The sequence below is a fragment of the Arthrobacter sp. B2I5 genome (genome assembly GCF_030816735.1).
GTDB lineage: Bacteria > Actinomycetota > Actinomycetes > Actinomycetales > Micrococcaceae > Arthrobacter.
The window spans coordinates 2,105,416-2,118,774 of the sequence record NZ_JAUSYF010000001.1; the positions used below are offsets into that span (position 1 = coordinate 2,105,416).

The window sequence follows — 13,359 nt, forward strand, 5'->3', positions numbered from 1 at the left end:
CGAACGCGTTCTGCCCGCCCTTACCGCGCCCGCAGCTCCCAGAACGCCACGGCCGACGCAGCGGCCACGTTGAGCGAATCCACGCCGTTGCGCATGGGGATTTTGACGGCGAGGTCGACGGCGGCGAGCGTCTCCGGGCTCATGCCGGCGCCTTCGGTGCCAAGCACCAGGGCGAGCCTGTCCAGGTTGCGGGACGCAACGGCGTCGACGTCCTCTGCGTCCGGCGTCAGCTCCAGCGCAGCGACGGTGAAGCCGTGGTCCTTCAGCACCTGCAGGTCGCCCGGCCAGTCCCCCAGGCGCGCCCAGGGCACCTGGAACACCGTGCCCATGCTGACCCTGACGCTGCGCCGGTAGAGGGGATCCCCGCAGCGCGGTGAGACAAGGACGGCGTCGATGTCCAGCGCTGCGGCGGAGCGGAAGATGGCGCCCACGTTGGTGTGGTCCACAATGTCCTCCAGCACGGCCACGCGGCGCGCGCCGGCCAGGATCTCCGGCAGCGGCACCGGCGCGGGGCGCTGCATGGCCGCCATGGCACCGCGGTGCAGGTGGAAACCCGTGATCTCCTCGAGGAGGGCTGCCGAGCCGATGAAGGCGGGAACGTCGGGATACGCCTGGAAGACGTCGTCGAGGTCCGCCATCCACTTTTCCGCCAGGAAGAACGAACGCGGCCGGTGGCCGGCCGCCAAGGCCCGGCGCAGGACCCGCGAAGACTCGGCGATGTACATCCCCTCGGCCGGTTCGCGGAGCTTGCGAAGGTGCACGTCGGTCAGGGTGGTGTAGTCGCTGACGCGCGGGTCATCGGCGGATTCGAGGTAGTGGAAGGTCACCGGGTGATTATTTCAGCAGGTTGGCGATCATGACGGCCAGGGCCACGATGCCCAGGCTGAAGATCACGGCCCGGAGGACGCGCGGCGAGAGCTTTCGGCCCACCTTGGAGCCCAGGATCCCGCCTATGGTGGAGCTGACCGCGATGAGCAGCACCACAAGCCAGTTGATCCGGTCGAAGGCGAAGAGCAGGTAGGAGATGGCGGCCACCATGTTGACGCCGAGCACCAGGATGTTCTTCATCGCGTTGGCGTTCTGGATGGTCCCCGTGAGGAACACGCCCAGGATTCCGACCAGCAGGATCCCCTGGGCCGCAACGAAGTAGCCGCCGTACACGCCGGCGAGGTAGACAAGGACCACCAGGAGAATCCCGTGGCGTTTATCCCGGACGGCGTGCTCCGGATTGGCCTCGCGGTTGCGCACCCACTCCTGGAGCTTTGGCTGGAACACCACCATCAGCAGCGCCAGGACCAGCAGGACCGGCGCAACGTAGTGGAACACCTTCTCGGGCAGGTGCAGCAGCAGCCAGGCCCCGGACACGCCGCCCAGGACCGACGCAGGCAGCAGGCGCAGCACCTGCCGCCCCCGGCCGGCCAGTTCACGCCGGTAGCCGAAGGCCCCGGCCGCGGTGCCGGCCACCAGGCCCATGGCGTTGCTCATGGACGCCACCACCGGGGCCACGCCCAGTGCGATGAGCACCGGGAACGTGACCAGGGTGCCGGAGCCCACCACGGCGTTGATGGTGCCGGCCCACAGGCCGGCGATGAACACAATGATGCTGCTGAAGAGTTCCAAGGCAGTAGTGCAGGCCTCTTCTAGCGGCGTGCGGTGGCGGTGTAGCGTCCCGCGTTCTCGGTGACCGCAAGCGGCAGGCCGAAAGTGGTGCTCAGGTGTTCTTCGGTCAGGACGTCGGTGATGGGACCGGCCGCCACCACGGCACCGTCGCGCAGGAGCATGGCGTGTGTGAAGCCGGGCGGGACTTCCTCCAGGTGGTGCGTCACCAGGACCATGGCCGGCGCGGACTCATCGCTGGCGAGTTCGCCCAGCTTGTGGACCAGCTCTTCGCGACCGCCCAGGTCCAGTCCGGCGCCCGGCTCATCCAGGAGCAGCAGTTCCGGGTCCGTCATGAGGGCGCGGGCGATCTGGACGCGCTTGCGCTCGCCTTCGGACAGCGTTGCGAAGGTCCTGTTGAGCAGCGGTCCCATGCCCCAGTCGTTCAGCAGCCGGAACGCGCGCCGTTCGTCGTCACGCTCGTAGCCTTCGCGCCAGCGGCCGGTCACGCCGTAGGCGGCGGTGACCACGACGTTGAGGACGTTCTCGTGTTCGGGAATCTGGGTGGCAAGGGCAGCAGAGGAAAGGCCGATGCGCGGCCGGAGTTCGAAGACGTCGACGCGGCCCAGCACTTCGTCGAGGATGCCCGCGGTGCCGCTGCTGGGGTGGAGCCGGGCCGCCGCGATCTGGAGAAGGGTGGTTTTGCCGGCGCCGTTGGGGCCAAGGATGACCCACCGCTCGCCTTCATTGACCTGCCAGTCGACATTATCCAGCAGGGTCTTTTTGCCTCGGACAACGCTGACGGAGTCCAGTTCCAGAACATCACTCATAGGAGTAGACACTAGGACAAAAAAGAAGATGACTGATAACCGGTGTGAAGGCCCCTGGATGCTTCGCCGTGGCGGGTCCGCAACGAATTCCGGCGGCCCCGTCAGCGCTGGCTAAGATTGCAGGCATGACTTCGAACGTGACTGCGGTCAGCTATGGCCTCAATGTGACCCCCAGCGGGCTGGAGCAGCTGCGTTCCGTCCTCGCATCACACGGCGCCCAGGTGCTGTCCGAATCCTCCCCGGCAGGCGACCGGTACCAGGTCCAGATCCTTGACCTGGCCCTTCCGGATGCGACCGAGGCCGGGCTCGCCGCGCTGCGCCGGTCCGTGGCGGAGTCCGCCACCGGTGATTTCGATACCGCCGTTGTTCCGGCCGGTCTTCGGTCCGCTGCCCGGAAGCTGCTGATCATGGATGTGGATTCCACCCTGATCCAGCAGGAGGTCATCGAGCTCCTGGCTGCCTATGCCGGCAAGCGGGAGGAAGTTGCGGCCGTCACGGAAGCTGCCATGCGCGGCGAACTGGACTTTGCCCAGAGCCTGCACGCCCGGGTGGCCGTCCTCGCGGGGCTGCCGGCCGACGTCGTCCATTCCGTCCGCAACGAAGTGAAGCTCAGTGAAGGCGCGGGCGAACTGGTGGCCGCTTTCAAGGCGGCCGGCCACGCCGTGGCCGTCGTGTCCGGCGGCTTCAACCAGATCCTCGAACCGATCGCGGCCGACCTGGGCCTGGACTACTGGCAGGCCAACGAACTGGAAATCGTCGACGGCGCGCTGACCGGCAAGGTGCTTGGCGCCGTGGTGGACAGGGCGGCGAAGGAGAAGTACCTGCGGGAGTGGGCCGCTGCGGAGGGCATTGCCCTCGAACACACCATCGCGGTGGGCGACGGCGCCAACGACCTGGACATGCTCGGTGCGGCCGGGATCGGGGTGGCGTTCAATGCCAAGCCTGCTGTGCGGGCAGTGGCCGATGCCGCCGTGAACATGCCGTACCTGGACGTTGTCCGCCACGTCGCCGGGGTCTGACCTTCCTGACACTTAACCGCGGGATGGCAGTTCGCGGCGGTGTTCGGAGTGAACATTGCCGGGAACTGCCATCTCGCGGAGTGGGGGGAGCCTAGCCCGCGGGCTGGGCCCCCTTACCGAAGTAATCTGCTCCCCCGGCGTACTCGGTGTGGCCGGATTCGACGTCGGCCGTGGCCATGCTTGCCACCACCTCGGCGAACTCCTCCACGGAGTACAGCTTGCCGGCTTCCGCGCGGCGGGCCTCGATGGCGCCCGGCGTGGAGCGGTCCAGGAGCGTGGCGGTGACGGTTCCCTCGATCATGTCGCCCGACACTACGACCAGGGAGATGCCCTTTTCGGCCAGGTTGGGGATCAGTTCACGCAGGGCGTCCTCACCGGCACGCTTGCTGCGGGCTACCGGCTCGTAGGCTTCCATGGTGGGCACGGTGTTGATGAAGTGTGCCTGGTGGCTGGTAACGAAAACCACGCGGGAGCCTTCCTTCATCAGGGGCACGGCGGCGTTGAGCATGTTGACCTGCGCGTCGCGGTTGAGCTTGAGGGCGTAGTCCTCCCCCATGCCGGTTTCCATGCCGCCCGAGGCATTCAGCACCAGGATGTCCAGCGAACCGAAGTTCTCCATCGCGGCGCTGGCCAGGGCCTGCACGCCCTCCTGCGTGGTGAGATCGGCACCCACGGCGACAGCACGTCCGCCGGCGGCTTCAATTCCTTGCACCACCTTGTTGGCGCGGGGCGCCTTCTGGCGGTAGTTGACCACGACGGCGGCACCCTCCGAGGCGAGGATCTTTGCTACGTCGGCGCCGATACCCCGCGATGATCCGGTGACGATGGCCGTCTTGTTGTCCAGCAGTCCCATTCGAGCTTCCTTTGTTCGAAACATCTAAATCGTTGTGGTCTGCAGTCCATCATGCCAGCGGCTGTGGCCCATATCCGTTGTCCGGCTCCCACAAATAAGGGCCGCCCGGCTAGTTTCCTGCAGGGGCAATGACCGGAAGGGTCAGTGGCCCATGCCCAGCCCGCCATCCACCGGGATGACCGCACCCGAGATGTAGGCGGCTTCGTCGCTGGCGATCCACCGGACCACGTTGGCAACCTCGGCGGCTTCGGCAAAGCGGCCGGCGGGGATGCTGGTGAGGTAGTCCTTCTGGGTGGCTTCGGGGAGTTCGGCGGTCATGTCGGTGTTGATGAAGCCGGGTGCCACTACGTTGGCCGTAATGCCGCGGGAACCGAGTTCGCGGGTGAGGGACCGGGCGATGCCCACCAGGCCGGCCTTGGAAGCGGAGTAGTTGATCTGGCCCGGTGCGCCGTAGAGGCCGGACACTGAGGAAATGAGGACCACGCGGCCCTTGCGGAGCCGGATCATGCCCTTGGACGCACGCTTGATGACACGGAAGGCACCGGTCAGGTTGGTGTCGATGACAGAGGTGAAGTCGTCCTCGCTCATGCGCAGGAGCAGCGTGTCCTTGGTGATTCCGGCGTTGGCCACCAGGACTTCCACGGGACCGTGGGCAGCTTCCACTTCCTTGAAGGCGGCGTCCACGGATGCCTCATCGGTGACATCCGCCTTGACCCCGAGGATTCCCTCGGGCAGCTGGGTTTCGCTGCGGTAGGTGACCGCCACCTTGTCACCGTTGGCAAGGAACGCCTGCGCGATAGCCAGTCCGATGCCGCGGTTGCCGCCGGTGATCAGGACACTGCGGGGCGCGGAAGCTGTTTCAGTCATAGGGGGCTCCGGGATTCTGCGGCAGGCTGCGCCGCGGTAGCGGGGTGTGGTTTGGGCTGCCTCCGATCTTAGCGGCAGGCCCGCTGCGGGTTTGGGCAGCACTGCCGATGGTGCGAGAATTGAGGGAAGCCTTTGGAGCGTGATCATTCACCGTGACCCTTGAAAACCATGCGGGACATTCCGCGCCCGAAGAACCGGGCCGATTCTCCGGCGATACCGAGGTCCACAGCATTACCGACGCCGCCGGAGCGCACTCTGAGGACATGCGCCAGCGGATGATCAAGTACGCGCTGGCCATGGGAATCCGCATGGTGTGCCTGATCATGATCTTCGTGGTGGACGGCTGGTTCAAGATCATCGCGGTGGCCGGCGCTGTATTCCTGCCCTGGATTGCAGTGGTGATCGCCAACGGCAGCGACAAGGCCGAGGCCCACAGTGATTTGCTGCTGGATTCCGCCCCCTTGGCGGAGATTGAGAGCCCGGTTCTTCCGGATCCGGAGGATGAACCCGGAAGTGCTGTGCTTCAAGGCGAACTGGTAAAGGATGAGGACCCCGGGGAGGAGCGGCAGGCATCATGAGTCTTTTCGATTTCGCGGCAGGATCGGACGTGGCGTCCGGGACCGCCATGTGCTCACGGAAGGCGTGCAGGGCTCAGGCATCCTGGCAGCTCCTCTGGAACAACCCCAAAATCCACGCCCCCGAGCGCCGCAAAACGTGGCTGGCCTGCGCCGACCACCGGGAATGGCTGGAGGACTACCTGCAGACCCGGGGGCTCTGGAAGGAAACGCTTCCCCTCAGCCCCGGCGATGACGGTTCACCGGCGCAGGACCTCTGAATGTACCGGTTCCTTTTTTCCAGCAAATGGCTGGGCTATCTCCTGCTGGCCGCGATCTTTGCCGCCGCGTGCGTATTTTTGGGGCCGCTGGCAGATGGACCGGCGTGCGGAGACGCTGGCCGAGATCAACCGGGTGGTCAGCAATTACTCGGCCACCCCCATCCCCTTTGCCCAGGCACGGGACCAGTTTAACCAGCTTGACCCGGCCAGGGAGTGGACCCAGGTAGAGCTGAAGGGCTCCTACGATGCGGCCGGCCAGCGGATTGTCCGCAACCGGCCGTTGAACGGCCAGCCCGGCTACGAGGTGGTGGTCCCCTTCCGCCTCAGCACCGGCGAAACCGTGGTCATCGACCGCGGCTGGCTGCCCATCGGAAACAAGAACCCAGGCAGCCCGGATTCGGTGCCGGCACCCCCTTCCGGTGAGGTCACCGCCGTCGTTCGCCTGAAGCATGGTGAGCCGGAACTTCAGCGCGGGGCGCCCGAAGGCCAGCTCGCGTCCATTGACCTGCCCACCTACGCCGCGCAGCTGGGCTATCCACTGCTCACGGGCGCCTACGGCCAGCTTGCGTCGGAAACGCCTCCGTCCGCCACCATGCCCGTCGCGTTCCCCAAACCGTCCACGGACGAGGGGACGCACCTGTCCTATTCGCTGCAGTGGTTCGCCTTCGGTGTGCTCATGTTCGTTGGCTTCGGCTACGCGGCCCGGCAGCAGGCCCGCAATGCAGCGATCGACGCCGAGGACCAGGAAGAAACGCTGCCGGACGGGGCCGTCCATTCCGCAGTCCCTGGCCCACGCCGCCGCCCGGCCCCGCCGCGCAAGCGGAAGAAGGCGACAGCGGAGGAAGAAGAGGACGCCCTCCTGGACGCGCAGGGGTACTAGGGCATGGAGTACGACGGCGGCGCTTGGCTGGTTGCGCCTGTGCCGTCCGCTTCGCGACGCTCGTGATTTCCCGCGTGGTGGCTCCTTTGTCGCCTTTGACGCACGCTACATAGATCACCCACGCCGCTCCGCTCGCGGCAATCACCCCTGGCTGCGGCGTAGCCCCGGTAGGGCACCCAAAAAGGATCAGGACCCTGCTGGACCTGACCCTCCAGGACCACCGGCTCCTCTGGGCAGGAGCAGGGGACCACAAATCAATGTTCAGCATCACTTACGACGACCTGCACAGGATTACTGGCGCTAAGGAAATGCCCGTCCGCTGACCTGGCGCAACCTCCCAGCGCCAGCGGCCGGGTGATTTGTGTAGCTTGCGTCAGAGGCGAGGAACGAGCCAGCAAGCGGCAAATTGCGCGGCCGGGGGCGCGAACGCAACCCTGCGGTGGGGACCTGGGGAGGCTAGGCCAGGGTGATCAGGTCCAGGTAGTCCTCGTTCCAGAGGTCTTCGACGCCGTCGGGAAGCATGACCACGCGTTCGGGGTTCAGGGCTTCGACAGCGCCTTCGTCGTGGCTGACCAGGACGACGGCGCCGGTGTAGTTGCGCAGGGCGCCGAGGATTTCGGCGCGGCTGGCGGGGTCGAGGTTGTTGGTGGGTTCGTCGAGGAGGAGGACGTTGGCGCTGGAGGCCACGATGGTGGCCAGGGCCAGGCGCGTCTTTTCGCCGCCGGAGAGAACGCCGGCGGGCTTGTCGACGTCGTCACCTGAGAACAGGAATGAGCCCAGGATGCCGCGCACCTCGGCGTCCTTCATGTCCGGCGCAGCGGAGCGCATGTTCTCGAGGACCGTGCGGTCGTGGTCCAGGGTTTCGTGTTCCTGGGCGTAGTAGCCCACCTTCAGGCCGTGGCCGGGGATGACCTCGCCGGTGTCAGGGCTGTCCACGCCGGCAAGCATGCGCAGCAGTGTAGTCTTGCCGGCACCGTTGAGTCCCAGGATGACCACTTTGGAACCGCGGTCAATGGCCAGGTCCACGTCGGTGAAGATTTCCAGCGAGCCGTAGGACTTGCTGAGACCGTCCGCGGTGAGCGGGGTCTTGCCGCAGGGTGACGGGTCGGGGAACCGCAACGCCGCCACGCGGTCCTGCTCACGGACGGCTTCCAGGCCGCTGAGCAGACGTTCGGCACGCTTGGCCATGTTCTGCGCCGCGACAGCCTTGGTGGCCTTTGCCCGCATCTTGTTGGCCTGGTCCATGAGGACCTGGGCCTTCTTCTCGGCGTTGGCGCGTTCACGCTTCCGGGCGCGCTCGTCCGTCTCCCGCTGCAGGAGGTACCGCTTCCAGTCCATGTTGTAGAAGTCGATCTGGGCGCGGTTGGCGTCCAGCAGGAACACCTTGTTGACCGTGGCTTCCAGCAGGTCGGTGTCGTGGCTGATGACGATAAGGCCGCCCTGATGGTTCTTCAGGAAGTCACGCAGCCAGGCGATCGAATCGGCGTCAAGGTGGTTGGTGGGTTCGTCGAGAAGCATCGTTTCGGCATCGGAATAAAGGATGCGGGCGAGCTCCACGCGGCGCCGCTGGCCGCCTGACAGCGTTTTGAGCGGCTGGTTCAGCAGGCGGTCAGGGAGGGCCAGGTTGGAACAGATTGACGCGGCTTCGGCCTCGGCAGCATAACCGCCGGCTGCGAGGAATTCGGACTCCAGCCGGTCGTACCGGTTCATGGCCTTCCGCTGGACGTCGGCGTCGTCGCTGGCCATTTCGTCGTGCGCTTTCCGGAGCTTCCCGACGACGATGTCCAGGCCGCGGGCGGAGAGGATCCGGTCGCGTGCCAGCTGCTCCATGTCCGGCGTGCGGGGGTCCTGGGGCAGGTAGCCGATTTCACCGCTGCGGGTCACCTTGCCGGCGGCGGGAAGGCCCTCGCCTGCAAGGACACGCGTCAGCGTAGTCTTGCCTGCGCCGTTGCGGCCCACCAGGCCGATCTTGTCCCCTTTATCGATGCGGAAGCTCACCTGGTCCATCAGGAGCCGGGCACCGGCACGCAGTTCAAGATCCTGGACAGTAATCACAGCAGGTAAGGCCTTTCACAACAGGGAACGCCACGGTCCGCGCACGCAGTACGAAGGGACGCCAGGGCAGAGTGGCCGGAGAACGGCACAATCCAGTCTACCGTCCGGCAGGGCAGCGCAATTTCAACAACGGCATCCGGGGGTAGTTTTGCTGCTGATGCCGTGGGCTTAACGCGGCCTGCTGCTCCCGAGGTTCATGGAGAATGAGGTGATGGAATTCGATCGGCTGCTCCAAATCCGCCGCATCTACGCGCAGCCGGCCGCTTTGGAACTGCCCCGGGGCCAGGAGATCGTGGCACGTTGGCCGGATGCCGACGTCGTACTGGTGGAAAACCATTGGAACATCCCGGACGTCCATGGTGACGAAGCCAACGTCCCGCGCTGGTCACGGATCAAGACGGAGGCGCTGGTCCTCGGCGTCAAGAAGTCGCTGTTTTTCAAGCCGAACGGCCGGTCCGCGGACTTCATCGCGCCCTCCACGGCGAACGGGTGCGCCATGGCGTGTGCCTACTGCTACGTGCCGCGCCACAAGGGGTACAGCAACCCCGTCACGGTCTTCGCCAACATTGCCCAGATCGCCGGGGCGGTCGAGCGGCACGCCGCCCGCCAGGGCATCAAACTCGAGCCCAATCAGTGCGATCCGGAGCTCTGGGTCTACGACATTGGCGAGAACAGTGACTGTTCAGTTGATGCCTTGATCAGCGACAACGTGGAGGATCTCGTCACGCTCTTCCGCGAACTGCCCAACGCCAAGCTGTCCTTTGCCACGAAGTTCGTCAACCCCGCGATGCTGGAATGGAATCATGGCGGGCATACCCGGATCCGATTTTCGCTGATGCCCGCGGACCTGGCAAAGTCGGTCGACGTGCGGACATCACCGGTGGCGGAACGGATGGCGGCCATCAATGACTTCGTTGCGGCCGGGTACCAGGTGCATGTGAACTTCTCCCCCGTCATCGTGACGGACACCTGGCTGGCGGACTGGGAGCAGCTGCTGCGCCAGCTCGACGCAACCCTGACGCCGGCAGCCAAGGCGCAGCTGGCCGCGGAGGTCATCTTCCTGACGCACAACGAGCAACTGCACCAGGTCAACCTGGGCTGGCATCCGCAGGCCGAGAACGTCCTGTGGCGTCCCGATCTTCAGGAAGGGAAAGTTTCCTCGAACGGTTTCAGCAACGTCCGGTACCGGGCGCGGGCTAAAGCGGCGTACGTGCGCCAGCTCACCGCCCTGATTGCAGACATAACGCCGTACTGCCGCGTCCGGTACGCGTTCTAGCAGGGCATCTTCCCGAAAGACCGATAAGTATCAGCCTTCGTGCCTCTCCGGCTGATGGCTGTCCGTCTGTTCCTTCACGGCTCCCTCGTCGTGACTGCCCTTCGCCTTGCCGAACGGCAGGACTTTCAGCAGCGGGCCCACAACGGCCAGGACGACGAGGCCCCAGGCGAGTCCGATAACTGCGGAGCACAGGGTGTCGACGAGCCATGCCAGGAAGCCGCCGACAATTGCCACGCCGGCTACCGGGTGCTCGAGTGCATGGATCAGGTCATAGGGTGCGTGCCAGCCCAGGTCGTGTACCCCCTGGACCATGATGTGGCCGCCAACCCAGAGCATCGCGATGGTGCCGACGAAGGTAATCGCGGCCAGCACGGCCGGCATGCCTCTCACCAGGAGCCTGCCGAAGCGCTGGGAACGGGCAGAGTCCTTGGCAGCCAGGTGTATTCCGATGTCGTCCATTTTGACGATCAGTGCCACGGCACCGTACACGAGCACCGTGATGGCGAATGCCACCATGACCAGGATGAAGGCACGGACCCAGATGGACTCCGCTGCCAGCTCGTTCATCGAGATCACCATGATCTCGCAGGACAGGATGAAGTCCGTAGTGATGGCTCCCTTGACAACCTTGGCCTCGGCATCGGGCCCGCGTTCCACTGACGGGGACTCCTCGTCCTCATGGTGACTGCCGCGGAGTTTGTGCCAGACCTTCTCCGCGCCCTCATAGCAGAGGTAGGTGCCGCCCAGCATGAGGATGTAGGGAATAACACCCGGGATGAAGGCGCTGATGAGCAGCAGTGCCGGCAGGATGATCAGCAGCTTGTTCCGGATGGAGCCCCAGAAGATCCGTTTGATCATGGGCAGTTCGCGGGATGGGTCCGCTCCTGAAACGTACTGAGGGGTGACGGCGGCGTCGTCAATCACCACGCCGGCGGCCTTGGCCCCCGCCTTTGCGGCGCCGGCGGCGACGTCGTCCACCGAGGCTGCCGCAATCCGGGCGAGGGCCGCAACGTCGTCGAGCAGGGCAACGAGACCGCCGCTCACAGTTGGCCTCCGCGCAGCACGGTAACGGACCGATGGGCATTAAGGGCTTGGTGCTTCTTGGGCATGTTCGGAGTATATTGCAGCGGGCGGTCAGCCCTTCTTCAGTTCCTCGGCGAGCATGACAATAATTCCGCTCGGTCCCCGGACGTAGGTGAGCTTGTAGACGTCTTCGTAGGTGGCCACCCCGCGCAGGGGGTGGCAGCCGTGCCTGGCCGCAATGTCCAGTGCGGCGTCGATGTCGTCCACCGAGAAGGCAACGCGGTGCATGCCGATCTCGTTTGGCAGTGTGGGCGGAGTTTCGATCGCTTCGGGGTGGATGTACTCGAACAGCTCGAGCCGGCCGTGGCCGTCCGGCGTTTGCAGCATGGCGATCCTGGCATGGTTGCCATCGAGGCCTACGGCCGTGTCGGCCCATTCTCCGCTGACCGTCTGGCGGCCCAGGACACTGAGACCGAGGTCGGTGAAGAACGCTATCGCGGCTTCCAGGTCCCGGACTGCAATGCCGATGTTCTCCAGTTTGATGGGCATGGGGCACACGTTACCAAGTTGCTGCCAGACTAGCCGCCGGTTCTGGGTGCGAGGAGGATCTGTACGGCCTCGATCCGTTTGCCAAGACCCGACGTGCCCGCCGTTCCGCCGTCGGCGACCCATGACTGCCAGCCCAGATCTTGCACGTGCGCGCGGTAGTAGATCCTGTAATGGTTCGCCATCTCACCGGTAAGCCTGATTTCAAACCCTTCCAAACGCAGCCCTTGGCCCGTGGTGCCGATAAAATTGGCGGAGGACGTCCACGGCTGCCAGCCGATGTTCTGCACATGCCCCCGCCACTGGATGTCACCGGCGTAGGCGGTGCTGGACACGTTCAGGCGCAACGCCTCCAACCGAAGGGCCTCACCCGTGGTCCCCCCGACGGTCCCATCCGAAACGTTCGGCATCCAGCCGAGGTTCTGGACGTGGGCGGCGTACACGGCAGTGAATGCCGGCGCGACCTTCGGAACCAACTCGATCGTCACGGCCTCCATCCGAAGACCTTGCCCGACGATGCCGGCCGTGGCTCCGTCGATAGCATACGGTTGCCACCCGACGTTCTGGACGTGCGCGCGATACCTGACGCTGTACTTCGAGGCCAGATTCCCCGTCAACCGCACCTCGAACGCTTCCAGGCGCAAACCGAGACCGACCGTGCCAACCGGGGACGCTGACGTCGTCCATTGCTGCCAGCCCATGTTCTGCACGTGGCCCCGCCACAGGATGTCACCCGACAGGCGGTCTCCTGCCACCGACAAGCGCAACGCCTCCAGAGGCAGTGCACGGCCAGTTGTTCCGGCGGTGGCGCCGTCCGAGATGCTCGGCTGCCAGCCGATCGTCGCAACGTGGGCCTGGTAGACCCCGATGCACGTCATGTCGTGGTCGTAGGTGCCGTCGGTCCATTGCGCGAGGTGGACCGTGCCACCCGAGAAGCTGGGATTCACACAGAGATCCGATGCTTCACTGGGGAAGTCGAGACGCCCTGCCGGTGACCAGACTGGCTCGTCGGGAAGCTGCCACGATCCGGTGATGACCTCCCAAGCGCTAACGTAGGAGTAAATCCCGTGAGGGTACCCGGCATTCTCCAGGGCGGCCAGGAGCCCGGAGATGACGTACCGGTTCTCCTGCCGCTGGGCCGGCGTAGAGCTTGGCCAGGGCTGTTGCGGACGGGGTTCGACGTCGACCCAGATTCTCTCCGGCCGCCACCCCACCTCAACGAGGGACGCGAGAGCAGCACTGCCCTCGGCGTACCCGACGTTGTACAGCCGGTCCGGCCTGGTGTTTGCGGGCAGGGGGCCGTCGTCGCCATAGGTGTCGTACTGCACGGTGGTCGGGAATGTACCCATGGCGTAAGCCTGGGCCCGGACACCGTGGTCGCGCACCCACTGGTACTGCCCGGCCAGGCAGGGGTTTTCCGTGAACGCGAGCCCCCTCGTCAACCCCACGACCACGAATTCCGTGTCTTCGGGTGGCATCGGAAGACCTCCTGGACACTGTGGCCACGAGACGTCATGTCCGTAGTCCACTGCCCCGGCGGGCGGAGCGAACAGCACGCCGAGTGCAAGTACAAGTAATG

13 protein-coding genes and 2 pseudogenes are annotated in these 13,359 nt (G+C 65.5%); 6 read left to right on the top strand and 9 right to left on the bottom strand.

The genetic code is table 11. The annotated features are described in order from the left end of the window. Positions 1 to 20: 20 nt before the first annotated feature. Genes QFZ60_RS10055 through QFZ60_RS10065 form a run of 3 tightly spaced genes read right to left on the bottom strand, consistent with a single transcriptional unit; the run spans position 21 to position 2,426 of the window. The gene (locus QFZ60_RS10055; RefSeq protein ID WP_307090191.1) at positions 21 to 827 is read right to left on the bottom strand and encodes an RNA methyltransferase; all 807 of its coding nucleotides are present in this window, start codon (positions 825 to 827) and stop codon (positions 21 to 23) included. Positions 828 to 834: 7 nt separating this feature from the next. Then, a complete protein-coding gene (locus QFZ60_RS10060) occupies positions 835 to 1,620 on the bottom strand; it encodes a sulfite exporter TauE/SafE family protein (protein WP_307090193.1) in 786 nt (261 codons plus the stop codon). A gap of 20 nt (positions 1,621 to 1,640) precedes the next feature. Next, positions 1,641 to 2,426 carry an ABC transporter ATP-binding protein gene (locus QFZ60_RS10065; protein WP_307090194.1) on the bottom strand — a complete coding sequence of 262 codons (786 nt, stop codon included), beginning with the start codon at positions 2,424 to 2,426 and terminating at the stop codon, positions 1,641 to 1,643. 125 nt (positions 2,427 to 2,551) lie between these two features. Between QFZ60_RS10065 and serB the strand changes: the two genes are divergently transcribed. After that, positions 2,552 to 3,445 (top strand): phosphoserine phosphatase SerB, encoded by an 894-nt coding sequence (gene serB / locus QFZ60_RS10070; RefSeq protein ID WP_307090196.1) that lies wholly within the window; start codon positions 2,552 to 2,554, stop codon positions 3,443 to 3,445. Between the two features lie 91 nt (positions 3,446 to 3,536). Here serB and QFZ60_RS10075 read toward each other — a convergent pair whose 3' ends face one another. Then, positions 3,537 to 4,298, bottom strand: a complete 762-nt coding sequence (locus QFZ60_RS10075; RefSeq protein ID WP_307090198.1) for an SDR family oxidoreductase — start codon at positions 4,296 to 4,298, stop codon at positions 3,537 to 3,539. A 141-nt stretch (positions 4,299 to 4,439) separates the two neighbouring features. Beyond that, positions 4,440 to 5,165 carry a beta-ketoacyl-ACP reductase gene (locus tag QFZ60_RS10080; RefSeq protein ID WP_056333780.1) on the bottom strand — a complete coding sequence of 242 codons (726 nt, stop codon included), beginning with the start codon at positions 5,163 to 5,165 and terminating at the stop codon, positions 4,440 to 4,442. Between the two features lie 152 nt (positions 5,166 to 5,317). Here QFZ60_RS10080 and QFZ60_RS10085 point away from each other — a divergent pair, with 152 nt between their 5' ends. The 4 genes and pseudogenes from QFZ60_RS10085 to QFZ60_RS10100 all read left to right on the top strand — a co-directional run. Then, positions 5,318 to 5,743 carry a DUF3099 domain-containing protein gene (locus tag QFZ60_RS10085; RefSeq protein WP_056333776.1) on the top strand — a complete coding sequence of 142 codons (426 nt, stop codon included), beginning with the start codon at positions 5,318 to 5,320 and terminating at the stop codon, positions 5,741 to 5,743. After that, a complete protein-coding gene (locus tag QFZ60_RS10090; RefSeq protein ID WP_307090201.1) occupies positions 5,740 to 6,000 on the top strand; it encodes a hypothetical protein in 261 nt (86 codons plus the stop codon). The genes QFZ60_RS10085 and QFZ60_RS10090 overlap by 4 nt, the downstream gene beginning before the upstream one ends. Further along, a pseudogene (locus tag QFZ60_RS10095) lies at positions 6,001 to 6,880 on the top strand (SURF1 family protein). Positions 6,881 to 7,035: 155 nt separating this feature from the next. Continuing rightward, positions 7,036 to 7,203: pseudogene (locus QFZ60_RS10100) on the top strand (YbaK/EbsC family protein); the annotation flags it as partial. A gap of 133 nt (positions 7,204 to 7,336) precedes the next feature. On the opposite strand, the gene QFZ60_RS10105 reads toward QFZ60_RS10100, so the two are convergent. Further along, a complete protein-coding gene (locus QFZ60_RS10105) occupies positions 7,337 to 8,935 on the bottom strand; it encodes an ABC-F family ATP-binding cassette domain-containing protein (protein WP_307090202.1) in 1,599 nt (532 codons plus the stop codon). Positions 8,936 to 9,146: 211 nt separating this feature from the next. Between QFZ60_RS10105 and QFZ60_RS10110 the strand changes: the two genes are divergently transcribed. Then, positions 9,147 to 10,211, top strand: a complete 1,065-nt coding sequence (locus QFZ60_RS10110) for a spore photoproduct lyase family protein (protein WP_307093282.1) — start codon at positions 9,147 to 9,149, stop codon at positions 10,209 to 10,211. A gap of 30 nt (positions 10,212 to 10,241) precedes the next feature. Here the strand turns inward: QFZ60_RS10110 and QFZ60_RS10115 are convergent, their stop codons facing one another. From QFZ60_RS10115 to QFZ60_RS10125, 3 genes are all read right to left on the bottom strand, one after another. Continuing rightward, positions 10,242 to 11,255, bottom strand: coding sequence for a DUF808 domain-containing protein (locus tag QFZ60_RS10115; RefSeq protein ID WP_307090204.1), 1,014 nt, complete (start codon positions 11,253 to 11,255; stop codon positions 10,242 to 10,244). A gap of 90 nt (positions 11,256 to 11,345) precedes the next feature. After that, on the bottom strand, positions 11,346 to 11,783 hold the full coding sequence (locus tag QFZ60_RS10120; protein ID WP_307090206.1) for a VOC family protein: 438 nt from the start codon (positions 11,781 to 11,783) through the stop codon (positions 11,346 to 11,348). A 29-nt stretch (positions 11,784 to 11,812) separates the two neighbouring features. After that, on the bottom strand, positions 11,813 to 13,258 hold the full coding sequence (locus QFZ60_RS10125) for a hypothetical protein (RefSeq protein WP_307090207.1): 1,446 nt from the start codon (positions 13,256 to 13,258) through the stop codon (positions 11,813 to 11,815). Between the last annotated feature and the right edge of the window lie 101 nt (positions 13,259 to 13,359).

Bases quoted from the DNA above. Each gene is read 5' to 3' on its own strand.
- serB (WP_307090196.1), top strand. From the start codon at position 2,552: ATGACTTCGAACGTGACTGCGGTCAGCTATGGCCTCAATGTGACCCCC.
- QFZ60_RS10065 (WP_307090194.1), bottom strand. From the start codon at position 2,426: ATGAGTGATGTTCTGGAACTGGACTCCGTCAGCGTTGTCCGAGGCAAA.
- QFZ60_RS10080 (WP_056333780.1), bottom strand. From the start codon at position 5,165: ATGACTGAAACAGCTTCCGCGCCCCGCAGTGTCCTGATCACCGGCGGC.
- QFZ60_RS10125 (WP_307090207.1), bottom strand. From the start codon at position 13,258: ATGCCACCCGAAGACACGGAATTCGTGGTCGTGGGGTTGACGAGGGGG.
- QFZ60_RS10090 (WP_307090201.1), top strand. From the start codon at position 5,740: ATGAGTCTTTTCGATTTCGCGGCAGGATCGGACGTGGCGTCCGGGACC.
- QFZ60_RS10110 (WP_307093282.1), top strand. From the start codon at position 9,147: ATGGAATTCGATCGGCTGCTCCAAATCCGCCGCATCTACGCGCAGCCG.
- QFZ60_RS10120 (WP_307090206.1), bottom strand. From the start codon at position 11,783: ATGCCCATCAAACTGGAGAACATCGGCATTGCAGTCCGGGACCTGGAA.
- QFZ60_RS10075 (WP_307090198.1), bottom strand. From the start codon at position 4,298: ATGGGACTGCTGGACAACAAGACGGCCATCGTCACCGGATCATCGCGG.